The organism is Pseudomonas sp. Irchel s3b2 (assembly GCF_900187445.1).
In the GTDB taxonomy this organism is placed as follows: domain Bacteria; phylum Pseudomonadota; class Gammaproteobacteria; order Pseudomonadales; family Pseudomonadaceae; genus Aquipseudomonas.
This window is the reverse complement of the sequence record NZ_FYEB01000005.1, coordinates 237276-252554: the sequence shown is the minus strand read 5'-3', so window position 1 is coordinate 252554 and position 15279 is coordinate 237276. Positions and strand designations below refer to the sequence as shown.

12 protein-coding genes and 2 pseudogenes are annotated in these 15279 nt (G+C 57.4%); 4 read left to right on the top strand and 10 right to left on the bottom strand.

Features of this window, described 5'->3' with window-relative positions:
* Positions 1-172: 172 nt before the first annotated feature.
* From CKW20_RS14525 to CKW20_RS14495, 7 genes and pseudogenes are all read right to left on the bottom strand, one after another.
* Positions 173-1420: a DUF1254 domain-containing protein gene (locus CKW20_RS14525; protein ID WP_095053521.1), complete on the bottom strand. Its 1248-nt coding sequence runs from the start codon at positions 1418-1420 to the stop codon at positions 173-175.
* A 162-nt stretch (positions 1421-1582) separates the two neighbouring features.
* Complete coding sequence (locus CKW20_RS14520) at positions 1583-2395, bottom strand: hypothetical protein (protein ID WP_095053520.1); 813 nt, start codon at positions 2393-2395, stop codon at positions 1583-1585.
* 243 nt (positions 2396-2638) lie between these two features.
* Positions 2639-3313 (bottom strand): annotated as a pseudogene (locus CKW20_RS14515) (DUF3313 domain-containing protein).
* Positions 3314-3464: 151 nt separating this feature from the next.
* Complete coding sequence (locus CKW20_RS14510) at positions 3465-4913, bottom strand: DUF1254 domain-containing protein (RefSeq protein ID WP_095053519.1); 1449 nt, start codon at positions 4911-4913, stop codon at positions 3465-3467.
* Positions 4914-5038: 125 nt separating this feature from the next.
* A complete protein-coding gene (locus CKW20_RS14505; RefSeq protein WP_095053518.1) occupies positions 5039-6316 on the bottom strand; it encodes an OmpP1/FadL family transporter in 1278 nt (425 codons plus the stop codon).
* A 288-nt stretch (positions 6317-6604) separates the two neighbouring features.
* Positions 6605-7633, bottom strand: a complete 1029-nt coding sequence (locus CKW20_RS14500; RefSeq protein WP_095053517.1) for an AraC family transcriptional regulator — start codon at positions 7631-7633, stop codon at positions 6605-6607.
* A 643-nt stretch (positions 7634-8276) separates the two neighbouring features.
* The gene (locus tag CKW20_RS14495) at positions 8277-8861 is read right to left on the bottom strand and encodes an autotransporter outer membrane beta-barrel domain-containing protein (RefSeq protein WP_095053516.1); all 585 of its coding nucleotides are present in this window, start codon (positions 8859-8861) and stop codon (positions 8277-8279) included.
* Between the two features lie 196 nt (positions 8862-9057).
* Here CKW20_RS14495 and CKW20_RS14490 point away from each other — a divergent pair, with 196 nt between their 5' ends.
* Positions 9058-9369: a hypothetical protein gene (locus CKW20_RS14490; protein ID WP_095053515.1), complete on the top strand. Its 312-nt coding sequence runs from the start codon at positions 9058-9060 to the stop codon at positions 9367-9369.
* Here the strand turns inward: CKW20_RS14490 and CKW20_RS29145 are convergent.
* The 3 genes and pseudogenes from CKW20_RS29145 to CKW20_RS29875 all read right to left on the bottom strand — a co-directional run.
* Positions 9335-9580, bottom strand: coding sequence for a hypothetical protein (locus CKW20_RS29145; protein WP_141228947.1), 246 nt, complete (start codon positions 9578-9580; stop codon positions 9335-9337). The two genes, CKW20_RS14490 and CKW20_RS29145, sit on opposite strands and share 35 nt — an antisense overlap.
* Positions 9581-9724: 144 nt before the next feature.
* Complete coding sequence (locus CKW20_RS14485; RefSeq protein WP_256585046.1) at positions 9725-10459, bottom strand: alpha/beta fold hydrolase; 735 nt, start codon at positions 10457-10459, stop codon at positions 9725-9727.
* Between the two features lie 455 nt (positions 10460-10914).
* Positions 10915-11067: pseudogene (locus CKW20_RS29875) on the bottom strand (IS5/IS1182 family transposase); the annotation flags it as partial.
* Between the two features lie 320 nt (positions 11068-11387).
* On the opposite strand from CKW20_RS29875, the gene CKW20_RS14465 reads away from it, so the two are divergent.
* The 3 genes from CKW20_RS14465 to CKW20_RS14455 all read left to right on the top strand — a co-directional run bounded on the left by CKW20_RS14465 (position 11388) and on the right by CKW20_RS14455 (position 15098).
* Complete coding sequence (locus CKW20_RS14465; RefSeq protein ID WP_095053511.1) at positions 11388-12683, top strand: LssY C-terminal domain-containing protein; 1296 nt, start codon at positions 11388-11390, stop codon at positions 12681-12683.
* A 65-nt stretch (positions 12684-12748) separates the two neighbouring features.
* On the top strand, positions 12749-13960 hold the full coding sequence (locus CKW20_RS14460; protein WP_218228006.1) for an LssY C-terminal domain-containing protein: 1212 nt from the start codon (positions 12749-12751) through the stop codon (positions 13958-13960).
* Complete coding sequence (locus tag CKW20_RS14455) at positions 13947-15098, top strand: hypothetical protein (RefSeq protein WP_095053509.1); 1152 nt, start codon at positions 13947-13949, stop codon at positions 15096-15098. Before CKW20_RS14460 ends, CKW20_RS14455 begins: the two co-directional genes overlap by 14 nt.
* Positions 15099-15279 lie beyond the last annotated feature (181 nt).

Here is a 15279-nt window from a genome sequence, read left to right as displayed (position 1 = left end):
TTGCGGCCTTCCTTTTGGTAGCGTGGCCATCGAACTGTACGTGAATGCTGTGCGCGAGGATTATCCCGAGCAGGATATAGGGACGATAGTGCAGCGGATCGCTCTCAGCCAAGCAGCTTGAGTAATGCCGGATAGCTATTGGGGAACAGCCTGCTTATCCAGAACAAAGTGCTCAATTGATCTTGACGATCGCGGGCGGACTCCACGTGCCTTTGCCAGGCGGCAGGACGGAAGGGTTTTCCGCCTTCGGCCAATACAGGCGCATCACCATGTAGATCAGATCATTCGGTGCGGGCAGCCAGTTGCTTTCCTTGTCCGCGCCGGGCGAGTCCTTCTGGATGTAGAGCGTCAGCGAGCCGTCTGCATTTTTCTTCATGTCAGGTAGCATCGGCGAGTTGATGAGGTAGCGATTGATCGGATTCTTGATCAGCAATTGGCTCTTGCCGTCGTACATCGTCACCGACCAGAAGGCGTTGACCGGAGGGAGTTGTCCAGCGGGAAAGGTGAGGGTGTAGTTGTGTTTGCTGCCGTCAAGCGGCGAACCATCGGGCAGGATCTTGGCCATCGGATACGTGGCCTCTTCGGCGTCGTTGGCGTAGATGCCTGCTTGTGCGATGGCGGCGCGCTTTAGCCAATCACCCTTGTAGAACGCGGCATTACCGCCGGAACTCACGATGTTCCAGCCATTGACCTGCGTGCCGAGATGATTGACCGCATTCTGGACCTTCGCATGCCCGGCCTGCATGCCCTCGACCACAGCGGCCTTTTGCTCGGCGGAGAGATCCTGGAAGTTGAAGTCCTTGCCGGCGCCAATGCCCATACGGGCGAGCTTCGCGTGGATCGCCACTTCATCCGGGGTGGCCGGGGCAAACTGCAAGGCAAAGCCCAGGTACTTGAAGAAGTCGGTCTTCGCCAGGGCCTTGTCGAACTTCGGAAAGTTGATCGCCGGCGCGGCAGGCGGCGCGGGTTGCTTTAGATAAGTCGATAACGGCTGGGTCGCATAACCGGACTGGATCTTTTCGACGTTTGGCATGTCCGCCGGATTGTAGAGCTGGGTGCGGAAGATCGCGAAGAGGAGTTGTGTATTGGAATGAAACACCTTCTTGATGCCAGGCGGGGTCACGCCTTTCCAGTCTGGGCCGACCACCATGTAATCGCCGGCTTCGCTGCCGGTGGTTCGGCTGCCGATGTAACCGAAGTTGTTGGTGTTGTTATCGATGAGCTGCACCGAGTAGTACCGCGGTTTCTCCACCGTCGGTACCGATAGCACGATCGGCTCGCTACGCAGGTCCATGAACATCAAGGAATACGGCGTGTCGCTGTTCGGCGACACGATGGCCGTGTCCTTGTAGCTAAAGACATTGTGCATGCTGTGAATGTGGTTGAACGGCGCCTTGTACTGGCTGGAGTTCTTGTCCACGGCTCGGTCAGCTAACTGCTAATCAGGCGATATTCCCCAAAGGCAGGAACCCCTGACGATCTTGATGCATATCTGTGCCCATCAAGGAGGCAACTTCTCGAATTTCACCTAATCGCAGGCGATCAATCATTCGAGTGCTAAATGCACATCTCACGGATCGTTTCACTTGGGAAAGAGTAGTGTATACGCCACCCGAAAGCCCCAACCGTGTGCACCATCCTCAGGACTGTCCGCCCAGTATCGCGGCCCCACCTGAAGGCTCATGGGCTGCTTGCCGACTTTGAACAATTGCGTCACGAACAGGTTGATCGGCACATTCCAGTCCTTGGCTTCCCAGTCGTAAGTGGATTCTGTATTAATGCCAAAACTGGTGTACGACGCTGTGGTATAGACCAGAAAGGGTTGCAGATACGTCTGATTGACCTTCTCCTTGTCATTGGCCGGGTTGTTGTCCAGTGACCAGATGTGGTTCGCCAGAATACCGTTCGTCCAGCCGTTGGCCTGCTTCAACGCCACCGCTGTCGGTCCAATCCCCCATTGTTCGCTGCTCAATAGCTCATCACTACCGGTCGGTAACAACAGCGCGGGGCCTGCGCCCCAGATCCAGCCGTCCTCGGTCGGCTTTTTGGGAGAGAAAAAGAAGCTTTGCGTGGTGTCGCCCACTCCGCTTTTATCGGCAATGCCCCTCGGTGCCAATCCATGCTGATCAATGACCGGGAGGATCGTGCGAGAGATCAGATTCCAATCGTCATTGAGTGAGAAGGGTAAAACCGGCTGGATATTGGTGACGCTCTGGATTCCATTACCGGAGGGCCCCATTTTCTGATTCCAGTTGTATTGAATGGGCAAGCTGTACAGTGCCGCGACTGGATTCAATGACTGTTTAGCCAGTTCCGCCTGATCGTCAGCCTGACTGGAAACGGATACACCGAAAGCCGAAAGTGAGAGCAAAAGCCATTCAATGCGCTTGTACATGTCGAAATCCTTGAATGCGGATCGCCGCGGGCTCCTCGACTATCAAGGGGGTCCGCTAACGATAGGCAGAAACTGCTTGAGCACCTCGAGTTCAGCGCAAAACGATAAAGGCACCCGATCTGTTGTGGGCATGCCTGCTGCATACTGAGGTTACTTATTTCACACGTTCAACTTCCCCCCGTAACCAAGTCTTGTCGAGCCCGGGCACGAGGAGTGGTAAAAACTTTACCGCTGCCGTGACGATTACTTGAGTAACGTCTGCATGTCGCCAGTCATTCCCTTGATGGCCGCTTTGAAGTCATTCGCGGTGATTTTCTGGCTGGCGTTCTTCAGGTTCTCGCCAAACACTTTACGCACGGCTTTTGCGACCGGTGCGCCAGTTTAGGCGTCGATCAAGTCCGCCTCGATATACAGCTCGGTATTCTGGTCGCGATGCCCCGTGGCGGCCTGAGTTGCACCTATGACTGCCGCGACCGGCACCACTTCGTACCATTTCATGCCTTCGTTGGTGGCTGTCACGCCAGTGATTGCCGCCTGCAGGATCAGCGCTCGCTCGTCTTTGCGAACATCTCTGGAGTCAGGAACGACCACGTAATTTTGGGACAATGCCTGCTTGGCGCTTTCAGTGGTGTAGGCCTGCAATTCCTGTAATGTTTTCAGGTCCACGCGTTCATCCGGCTTGGGCGCCGGATACAGTTCCAAACGCTCGAAGACCACCGTGGAATAATCCGCAGGCTTGAATCCTGGCGCCACCCAGCGCAGCACTTCCACGCCACTTGGCGAGGTGGTTTCCTGCAGGCCGTCATAACTCTTCAGAAAACCGGAATACTGTTGTTGCTCGGTAACTTTCGATACGCAGCCAGTCAATAACAAGCTGCTCAGTGCGGCACCCGTTATCCATTTTTGCGAGAAGATCATGTAACGGTACTCCTTGAGGGATGTGTTCCTGAATGCCTTTTATTCAAGGCCAGACCCTATGGCCTCAGCCCTTTCGGCAATAAGGCCCGCTGGATCTCTGCCTGAGCAATCGAACGACTGCTTGCCAACTGCAAGCAGTCGCAGCGTCGCGTTACTTCGATGCCACCACTGCCGGCGGCTGCCAGCTGCCGCTGCCTGCGGGAAGAATCGAAGGCGCCGTGGTTTTCGGCCAATAGAGGCGCATCACCAGATAGACAGTGTCGTCAGGCGCCGGCAACCAATTGGCCTCCTTGGCCTTGCCCGGCGAATTCTTCTGGATGTACAGGGTCAGCGAGCCATCCGCGTTCTTCTTCATCGCTGACAGCATCGGCGAATTGATCAGGTAACGGTTGAGCGGGTTCTTGATCAGCAGCTGGCTCTTGCCGTCGTACATGGTCACTGACCAGAAGGCATTGACGGGCGGCAGTTTGCCGGCCGGGAAGGTCAGCGTGTAGTTGCGCTTGCCGGTATCGAGCGTCTGGCCGGTCCCGTCGGTGCGCGTGTAGGGGTACGTCGCCTCGGTGGCGTCGTTGCCGTACAGCCCGCCCTTCGCGGCGCCGGCCCGCATCAGCCAGTCGCCTTTGTAGAACGCCTGGTCGCCGAAGAACGCGCCGACGTTCCAACCGTTGATGTTCTTCATTCCGCTCGCGAGGAACTTGTCGACCTTTTCGTCGCCGGCCTTCATCCCGAGCAGGATCGCGGCCTTGTGCTCGAGCGAGAGGTCTTTGAATTCGAAGCTGCGACCGGGGCCTACCCCGATGCTGGCCAGCTTCGCCCGGATCGCATTGTCCTCAGCCGATGGCGGCACATACTCCAACGCGGCCGACAGGTACTCAAAGAAGTTGGCCTTGATGCCCTCCGTGGTGGCCGGCACGAAATCGATCTTCGGCGCAGCGGGCGGCGCGGGTTGATGGAGGAAGGCGGACAGCGGCTGGATCTTGTAAGCCGCCTGCACCTTCTCGACATTCGGCATGTCGGCCGGATTGAACAACTGGGTGCGGATCAGCGTCAGTGCGAAGGACGTCGTGGAGTTGAACACCTTGTCGATGCCAGGGGGTGTCGCACCCTTCCAGTCGGGGCCTGCGATCAGATAGCTCCCGGCCGCGCTGGCCGTCGCCCGGCTGCCGATGTAACCGTAGTTATAGGTGTTGCCGTCGATCAACTGCACCGAGTAGTAACGTTTTTTGGAGACGGCCGGCACGGTGATCACCAGCGGCTCGGCGCGCAGGTCGGCCCAGAGTATCGAGTATGGGGTGTCGCTGTTGGGCGTAATGACGGCCGTATCGGCGGGAGTAGAAACCCGATGCTCGTTGTACAGTTGGTTGAAGGGGGCCTTGAACTGGCTGGACTTGGAGTCCACCGCGAATTCGTTCATCACGGCGTAGTTCATGACCAGTGGCAAGCCGTAGATAAAGCCTTCCTCGGCGATTGCCTTGGTTTGCTCGAGATTCGGCGCATGTACGCCCTTGGCCACATCCGCCTTGTCTGCCTGCGCTATCGGATCGTTCTTGCCCGCACACCCCGCGAAAAGCGTTGAACCCACGACGACCGCCGCAGCCATTGTCCAGCCTCTGTTAGACTTCCTGTTCATTTCCACCTCGTTGGTTTTTTGCAAGTTGGCGTCGTGAGTGTTCATGCCCACGGTTAAATACCAGGCATGACACTTGAAGCACTCTTGGATTTTTCTCAGTAGCGCCAAGTCATGTTGGCGGTCAGGGCTTGAATCCAGGCGTTGTCGAACTCGCCTGATACACGATTGCCAGACAGCGTTTTTTGCTGATCGACTGACATGTCCCCCATCCACACCGTGACCCAACTGAAATTCACGTCTGTCTCTTTATTCAGCGAATAAGTAAACCCTGTGGCGAAGCGCCAGGCGGCGCCCATGGGCACGGTGAGCGTACGATCACCATCGGACACCGCGGACGTGTCATAGGCGATACCGAAATCCCAGATCCAGTCCTGGTTCATCTGGTATTGAGCGCCAAGCGCCAATTGATACGTGTCTTTGTAATGCGCATCGATTGAGGCGGCCCGTGAACCGGTTCTGGAAGTGTCTACGTCAATGCCGATGTCGCCGAATTTCGACCAATCCTGCCAATTGACTGTGGCCAGAAAAGCCCATTGCGGATCCAGTTGCTGGTACAGGCTGAGGGTCGCCGTTTGCGGTACTTTCAGGTCGATTTTGGTGTTGAGGCTGTTGAGGCGGCTCACCAACGGAGCGCTGCTCTTCACATCCAGGTGATCCTCGAAGTCGAGGTCAACCTGACTGGTGTAAGCCAAGCCGATCCGGGTACCGGGCTTTGGGGCATAAATCACGCCTGCGTTGGCGCCGTAACCCCATGTGCTGTCCCGGTACTTGTATTGGCCGTCACCCCGTTGTGTCAGTCCGAGCGGAGCCTGATCGATGGCGGCTTCGCTCTTCAGCGTCCCGTACATGGCTTTCAGTCCGACGCCGACGGACCACTGATCGTTGAAGCGATAGGCGACACTGGGTACCAGTGACAGTCCCGCGATGCTCGCGTTTTGCACGAAATAACGGCCGGACCAGTCGTTGTCGTAGTTTTCAGCGAGACCGAAATCGCCATAGGAGCCGAAACCGACGGACCACCGATCATCCAGTTGATGGCTGATGAAGAAACTGCCACCCGGTATGGGATCGAGCGCGTTACCGCTGCCAGTGCCCGGCGTATTGGTTTCACTGTCCCGATCGAACGATAAGTCACCAAAAAGAACCTGAGCGCCAGCGGAGATCTGTGTTCCTCTGAGGTAACTCAAGCCTGCGGGGTTGCTGGCGATGGTCGAAGGGCCTTGTGCCCGGGCCGCTGCACCGGCATTGGCCAGTCCGACGTTGTCGGTGGCGGTTTCGTACAACATCAGGCCACCGGCAACACTGTGGCCACTGGTCAAGAGTGTCAGCGCACCAAGAACAGTAATCGACAAAACACTTTTATTTAATGGCATGAAATCCCTCTCTATCAGATCACTCAGTCTATGTCGCTTGCATCGCCCCAAGGCCAGAGCATTGTCTTTTACTCGTATGGCCTTCTTAAGTATCTGCGCGGAACTCCACCCGCAGGTGCAACTAATCGCCAGCCTCATGAACAGCACAAAAAACCGAAGATCAGCTTTGCAATCAGCCTGTTGTTGCGCTCACTTTACGGTAATCATCAGAAAGGCATCTTGCATTTTCGGACAGTGCGCGCGGTATCGCGGGGGTATGGGAATTGTTGAATCAACCCCCAATGGAGGCTATCCCAGCCCATTTCTCCAATGCTGTGGTGACGTATTTGTCCACGTTTTGAATGCACGGGAGAAGGCGTTTGGATCCTGGTATTGAAGGGTTTGAGAGATTGCGGATATCGGCAAATCCGTATTTTTCAAGAGCTGCCGCGCGAAGTTGCTTCTGGTGTCGGTGATCAGTTCTTTAAGATGAGTACCTTCCGCATCCAGCCGGCGTCGCAACGTTCTTTCATTCAATGAAAATTGACTGGCGATGTGCTTGGAGTTTGCCTGGCCTTTCAATAATAGAGCATATGCCTGACTCTTTATTTGTTCTGAAATCGTCAAAGGTGACGTGGCGGTCGAAATAGCCAGTTTAAGCAGATGGTGTAAGCGTGGATTCGCCGTACATTGAATTTGCCGGAGTTGCTGATTGTTTATTACAAGCCCGGAGATGCTTGCATTGAACTGAATGTTACAGCGAAATTTTCTGACGTACGGGGTGATATCGGATGGCTTGCGATATGAAAACTGCACACGAACGGGTGTCCAGTTAGCGCCTAACAATGTCCGCAACATTTGCAGGCCAACCATGACGGCAGTGTCAACTAGTAATGATTGATTGGGCAGGTCGTGGCGATAAATGACATATCCCAACAAACTGTGTTGACCCGCCAAGGGAAGAAGGAGTGGGGTCGCGCCACGATCATAGAGATTGGCATGCCCGACCAGGTCGATCAATGCGTCGCCTGGCGTAGTCGCGAGACGCATAAGCTGACCTACCGGCCCCAAATTATCCAGCGAAAAGCGCTCACCGATCAGCAGGCCAATATGGGGGCACTGAGTGTGTTTGAATGCCGTGTTGAACAGACGGGCAACGTCCATGTAGGCGAGGTGGTTGTCTTCATTTGTAAATTGCTCAAGGCTGATACCAGCGTCTTTGAAAACGCTTCGCGAGGAACCCCCTATCGCGTCAACTACTTCCGGGAACCTACGCAATGGGCTTGTACTAATTTCTCCAGGCCCGCTCATTCTTAAAGATGATTTTTTGGAGGGCATATAAGCTCGCTATCATTTCTGAAATTGGCGCATTGGCCACGTTGGTGAACGTCTGACACATGGCGAGCAAAAGAGCATAGCGCCCATGAGCCAGCGCCTGGCACCTCGCGACCGTTTTGCGCCGCCCGAATACTTGAGTCGTGCGCATTATTGCATCCAAGAATATATAATATTGAATACATTGGTTTTAGCACGGATGCGCTTTTTTTCAAATGGTCCATAGAGACTGTGCGGCGTTTGTCGGTTAGCTGGACGCGGTTGTCCGCGTCCAGCTCCCTAAGAACCGTGCTGCGCCTTTCGACGCACACGGCTCAAGCCTCTACTAAAGGTATCTTTCGACACCCGGTTACTCAACTTCGTGTTCGGCGCGTTGTTGATTTCTGCGGAAATTGAAATGGTGTATTTGCAGGTTGCTTGCTGCATCTGATCTGCCGTCAGTCCGTTTTGCAATACCGCGAACATCCCAAGGAGCGTTCTTTCTGAATGGTTTCTGACAGTTACAGCACATGCCATCTTGTCTCCGCCAGACACGGTAAAGCTTCCCGCGATCTTTCGATGAGTTCAGAATTTTCTTGCCCCATAGGGACTTAGGCCTGGCCCACGGCGATGGCCGCTTCGCGAAACTGATTTTTTCGTAGAGCGCCTAGAAGGCCCAGCGCACTCCAACATTAAGCTGCTGTTGTTGCACGTCGCTACCGTCCAGGCTTGCCCCTATTACCGAAGCCGTGCCAAACACTTTAAAATCCCGGGTTATCTGGGCTTCCAGCCCAACATCCAACGTCGCGCTCAATCCCAAATCATGTCCAGGAAAACTCTGCTGTGCTCCTCCGCTGTCGGGCAGCTGAACTTCCAGGTTGGAGGTGTTCTCCCCCAAAGTGTCCTGTAAGCCTACAGTCAACCAAGGTCTTAAAGTCGCGCCATTGTCTGTCTTGATCGTCTTCTCGACGCGTACCGCTGTTCTTGCCATCGTCAGCGTATCGTCCTTTATTTTCAGCTGTTTGCCACTTGAGTCGGTTTTATCGTCCCAGAGCATGTTGATGGAACTCACCTGCAACTGTGGTTCGAGTACCCATCCATCACGCAGGGCGTAGCGGTGCCCAAGTTGCCCGCTGAGACTTAAAACGTTGCCGTTCACGTTTTCGCTGAACCCGTCGGACGTCCTGACATGCGCATCAGGCAGCAACCCCGTCACACTCAAGTCGACATAAGTCCCGTTCTGCCAATCCATTCGTCGACTAACACGTGGTCATAGCCAGCATAAAGCCCCGTGCCGTTGCCATCAAATTCGAAGCCTGGGTTTGATCCCATCGACAAACGACTGCCAGTGGCGGCCAGCCATACGCCTTCGCAATCACCGATTCACTCCAGGCCAATGCGTGTATTTTCGGCGCGTCTCGCTTTATCTTCGTCGGCTGCTCAAGGGTATGGCTCAGACCGTCACCGGTGCCGCGCTGCCGACCGTCGTGATTAGTGATCCGGAGAACAGCAGCGGCCGGGTCACGATCCAAGAGCGCAACGACTATCAATCGGTGGTGGCGTATTGGTTCAACGAAGCTGAGCAACGCAAGGTGCCAGCGGTCGCGGGCATAGTCGCCGGCGCGGTGTCGGTGTATGGCGATGTCCCGGACAATGCCAGCGAGGCCACCGAAGACGTCGACAGCCAGCGGCCCCGCGCTACATCATCCGCAAGACCCATACGGATCAGAAGAGCGCCCAGGAAGCGGCGGCGCAACTGAAGAAGCTGCAGCGCGGCAAGTCGACCATGTCCATCACCCGGCCGCTGACGCCCGAGATTGTCGCCGAGGGGCGGCTCGATGTGCGCAACCATCGCACCAGCGCGAACAGACTTTGGCAGGTCGAGTCGGTCACGCATGTCATTGGATCGGGCGGGGTGGCGTCGTCGGCAGCGGAATGTATGACGCCAGCGTGAAACTCGGGGGCGATCAAGGGCCTGTCCTTATCGTCAGAATTCTCGCCGTATCCGGCGAGGTTAGGAGCGATATGCCTCCGGTTGTCTGCCCGCTATCCGAGAGGTCTTGAAACGCACGGGGCCGCACAATCAGTCCGACGCGTGGGCAACAAGTGCTCCGCTCACCAGCAGACCAGATGTCTCTCGATCAACCTTGCCACTTCGGCTGCGTGAGTAAAGCCCAGACTGTGATCGGCGCCAGGGAAAACGTGTAGTTCCGCGCGGGGTAACAGTTGAGCAAGGCGCTGGCCGACGCGAACGGGGCTGATCAGATCAGAATCTCCCCAGAGGAGCAGGACTGGCATGCGCAACTCGACCAACCGGAGCGTGAGGTCGGTGCGGTCGTCGAGAAACCACCTCGGCAGTGTCGGGTTGACGGCAGCAAAATCCGGGCGCCAGTCATGCGCGTCCAGAGCAGACATATCCACCCCGCCAGAGGTGACGGTCAGCGTCAGGTGTGTGATCAGCTCAGGGCGTTCAAGCGCTGCAAGCACAGCGACTATACCGCCCATGGACTGCGCCACCAGCGCTGTGGGCCGGTCGATCTCGGCCAGCACGCGAGTCACCAGATCATCCATGCCGGTCACGCTAGGCAAGGGCGGAGTGTCTCCAAAGCCGGGCCAGCCGATATGGACATGCTGCGCCGGGTGGGCCAGGCGCTCAGCAACCGGAAGCCAAAACCGGGTGTTACCCGAGGCTCCGGGTAGGAAGAGGAGTTTGGCGGGGGATGCGATCACAGGTTCGGTCCTTGAAGGTGGGATTGAAGAGTCAGCAGGAGAGCAAAATGGATGCCGCAAGGTTCGATGACCACTTCGGAACGAGAGCCACCGGTAGTGAAGGGCAGCTCGCGGACCCATTGCAGCCGTCCGCTAACGACTGCAAATGGCCGACAGCTGTCTGTCGGGAAGGACTGCAATCGAACGATTCTGTTGAAAAAGTCGATCCGCCCAAACTGTCTGATCATTGACCGGTGAAAACGCCTTTTTTGCACGCTGCTACGTGAAATCTGAGTCCGGAAGCCTCTGCCCAAAGTAAAGATTTCAATCTCAGACGCGCACTTTTCCGCTGAGCAAACCATGGCCGACTTTTTCAACAGAATCGAACCAAAGCGGACGGTGACGACGGCAGAAATCGACCCAGGCTGTGTGAGAACGCGCTAAATACGTCGATAACTGAGAGGAGCGAGGGTTGCCTGTGGAATCAGCGGGCGGAAGCTTGAATTACCTTAGTCAGCTAGATAGAAGTTCGTAATGCCGTTTGTGCCGCGTCATAGGTCCAAACGGCCACTAACGGGCGAGCATACCGGTTGGATTCACGCCCTAATCGCCTCAAGCAGTCCTGCGATGCCGAAGATGCTCATCATTCGTTTGAGGTTGTAGGCGAGCACATGAAAGCTCATTTCGGTACTTGCCGCAGAATTTTTTTTACTCAGGAAGTGGGTGGCTCCTATCCAATATTTGAGCGTTCATGTCGGGAAGTTTCTTGCACTGGAACTGGGAGGTCTCAACGGTGCCCGGCAGCAGAGTGCCGAGCGGGGCGGGAAAGGGCAACCATTGACGGCGCTGGAGGCCATCGGCGACGTATTACCTGCAGAGGCCGAAGCGGCCTGCTATCAATAGTTCGACTATTCTGCCATGGCGGTGTGACTCACACCAAAAAGCCTCCGGAACTCCCCGGGCAGTTCATAATGAAAAGCTGTGACGTAGAAACTAATGTTCGTAGCAGTCACGGATTACATAGGCAGGCCAGCGAAGATTGGTAAAGCTCAGTTGATGAGGTCACGCGATGCATCGCATGGTGGTGAGACACGTTCTCGCAGCAACGGCTATCGCAGCCGCGCTCGCCGGCTGCGCCTCCCAGCCTCCGCCGACGACGAGCCTTGACTACAAGAGCCGCGCCGTGACACGCAGCGATGGCGGCTTGCGCGTGTCGACCTCCGTACTGTCGGCCACAGAAAGCGAGGCGGTCTACGGCGTGCCTCTGGCGAATACATCGATACAGCCAGTCTGGGTCGAAGTCAAAAATCGGGAAGACCGCGCCTACTATCTGCTTTCGCCGGGCCTCGATCCAAATTTCTTCCCTGCATCCGAGGCGGCCGAAGCATTTTTCTCGGACGTCCCGCAGGACGAGCGGACGGCGCTCGACCGGCACTTTCGTCGGCTGGCCTTCCGCAACCCTGTCCCACCTGGCGCGACAACCTCGGGCTTCGTGTTGACCAATCTCGACGAGGGGTTCAAGTTCGTTAACCTCGATCTGGTGGCAGACGGGCGGGCGAGGCATTTCTCTGTCCTGACCATCGTGCCGGGCCTGCGCACCGATTACCACATCAGCGAAGTGTTCAGGCAGGGCATCTATCCGCCCGAAGAAATTGTGAACTACACGGATGACGCCAGTTTCCAGGCGGCGCTGGAGGCGCTGCCGTGCTGCGTCACCAACGAGGAGGGTTCCAGGAACGGCGATCCGCTGAACCTGGTGATCGTCGGCGGCCTCGATGATGCCTTCCCCGCATTCGCGCGTCGCGGCTGGCGTGGAACCGAGGAAAAGTGGTCGGGGTCGATCATGAAAATGGTCAATTCGGCGCTTGCCGGCGAGCGCTATCCCTATGCGCCGGTGAGCGATCTCTATCTGTTCGGGCGAGCTCAGGACCTTGCCTTGCAAAAGGCGCGTGACAACGTCCACCAGCGCAATCACCTGAGGCTGTGGCTGAGTCCGATGCAATATCACGGCAAGAAGGTGTGGGTCGGACAGATCAGCCGTGATATCGGCAGCCGGTTTACCGTGCATTCTGCGACGCTGACGACGCACAAGATCGACCCTGACGTCGACGAAGCGCGGAGTGCGCTGACACAGGATATGGCGTATTCGGTGACGCTGGCCAAGTTCGGATTTGTGAAGGGTGTGGGGGCCGCGCCCAAGAGCGCGCCGCGCGAGAACCTGACGACCGATCCTTACTACACGGATGGGCTGCGCTGTGTCCTGGTATTCGATCAAATGCACACCTCCCTGGCGGAAATCGAGTTCTTTCTATCGAAGGGAATCTACGAGAATGGCGGACAATCACCGGGGCGGGTCAAGCCATGAGCCGCTTGCCGTCGGCTCCACGCGCCAGGGGTACTCTGCGGTGTGCAATGCGCTGCTTGTGCACCATGAGTTGTGCAGCGATTCTTGCGCTCGCCGTTGCTTGTGCGACCTGGCAGGCACCTACCGATTTCAGTTCTTCCGGGTTGCGTGAACGTGCGCAGACGGCCACCAAGCACGAGGTGCGCGTCAGCGCCGCCGTGCTCAGTGCCGAAGACAGGCGGCGCATGCTGGGTGTGGAGTTGGACAAGACGCGCGTGCAGCCCGTGTGGGTCGAAGTCCAGAACCAGACTGCCGATCCGCTCTTGTTGCTGCGGCCGGGAACCGATCCCGACTATTTCTCGCCACTCGAAGTCGCCTGGTCCTCGCACAGGACATTAGCCCCGGCAGCGAACGCGCGCATTGATGCACACTTCGACCAACTGGGGTTCAAGAATCCCGTGCTGCCAGGCGAAACGAAAGCGGGCGTGCTGTTCATCAACCCGGAGCGCGTTACGCGGCTGCTGAATATCGATCTGCTGCAGAGAAAGACGCTGATCCCGTTCTCCCTCTTCTTGCGGGTGCCGGACGATGCTGGGGAAAAATGGTTTGCCGAAGGCTTGTTCCAGCATCATGGTTCCGAGATCAAGGACTATGACGATCTGGCCGCGTTGCGTTCCGCGTTGGAGCGCCTTCCCTGCTGCGCCGTTGACGCTAACGGCAGGGCGCACGGCGATCCGCTCAATGCGATTCTCGTCGGCGAGTTCGCCGATATCGCCGCCGCATTTGTGCGTCGCAGCTACCGGCGTGCCGCGCAGCCGGCGGATGCAGCCGAACGTGTGTTCGGCCGCATGCCCGATGCCGTGGTTCGCAAGCAATCGCAAGCCGGAGCGCCAGCGACTTGGGTGCGTGCGTGGCTCACGCCAATGCGATTCGAAGGTCGCTCCGTCTATCTCGCGCAGGTCGGAAGACCGACCGGCGGACGCTTTGCACTGCACGAGTCGGAAAACCTCGTCTTGCATGAGGATGTCGATGAGGCGAGAAATCTCCTGATTCAGGACATGATGTATTCGGCCGGTCTGGACAAGCTCGGGTTCGTCACCGGCGTCGGTCCCGCGTCCCAGGCACAATCGCGAACGACGTTCAGCGGCGCCCATTACTTCAGCGACGGTCTGCGTGCGGTCATGTTCTTTGCGACGCGGCCGCTCAGCCTGTCGGAGGTGGAGATGCTCGATTGGGAAACGTATCTGGACCGGCGCGAATCACCTGCACGCAAGGAGGTCGACGATGCCCGCAAGTGACCTGTTCGGCAGGCCGGATGACTCGGCCGGCCGTCTGTGCGGCGCCCACACATTGTTGTGCAGCGGTGGCATGGCATGGCTGATGATCGCTGGCTGCCATGCGCTCACCGCCTGCACATCTGCGCCGCTGATCGCCTACTCGACGGACACACCGCCGCTTGTGCTGGTCCCTGCGTCGCAGGCCGGCGTGCAGGACCAACGGGCGCGCTTTCGCGAGATTTTCTGCTCGATCCTCGACACGCGAGGAAGCGACCTGCCCGATAGCCGCCCTTGCGAGGAGGCACTGACGCGAGTCGGTAGCGAACCTGGTGGCACCGGCAAACCCGTCGATCTCGGTCAATCTAAACGCCGTCTGATCGGCGCTGTGGTGGCCGGCGTTGGCTACGAATGCTTCGAGCAATGGCTGCAAGCGCCCGGCAGCGTAGCGATTCATCTCCGCCAGTTCGGATATGACCTGATGCAGATCAAGGTCGACGCCTTATCGAGTTCCGCAAACAACGCTCGGCAAATACGCGACGCGATCATGGCGATGCCAGCCGAAGCCGGACCGCCGCGCCTCGTCCTGATCGGCTATTCGAAGGGCGCGCCCGACATTCTCGAAGCGATGGTCGCTTACCCGGAAATCCGCGGCCGCGTGGCGGCAGTGATCAGCGCAGCCGGCGCGGTCGGCGGCTCGGCACTGGCCAACGATGCCGAGCAGTACCAGGCGGACCTGTTGCGGCACTTTCCCGGTGCGACCTGCGATTCGGGCGACGGTGGCGCGATCAACAGCCTGCGACCCGCAACGCGCAAGAGCTGGCTGGCGCAGAACCGCCTGCCGTCCGAACTGAACTACTATTCGCTCGTTACCTTCCCGCAGCTGGATCACATCTCGGCCGTGCTGAAATCGAGTTACAACAAGCTGGCGCGCGTCGATGCCCGCAACGACAGCCAAGTGATCTTCTACGATCAGATTGTGCCTGGCAGCAGCCTGATGGGCTATATCAACGCCGATCATTGGGCACTGGCAGTGCCGATCGCCCGAACGCATTCGACCATCGCTTCACTATTAGTGACACAGAATGCCTATCCGCGCGAGGCGCTGGCGGAGGCGATGCTGCGCTTCGTCGAAGAGGATCTGGCGGCATCTTCGCGCTGATCCGCTCCTTCACGTATCGGCGCTTTACATCCAAAAAACCGATGGCAAGCTGTTCTCTCTTATTTTCAGTAAGGGAGTAGGGATGCTGTGCAGTAGTGCTACTCCACCCAGCGGCACTGAAGTCTTTTCGGTTTGATCACTCGCAAGACTAAATGTCCGCTCCTGGCCGTTTTCTGCCCGT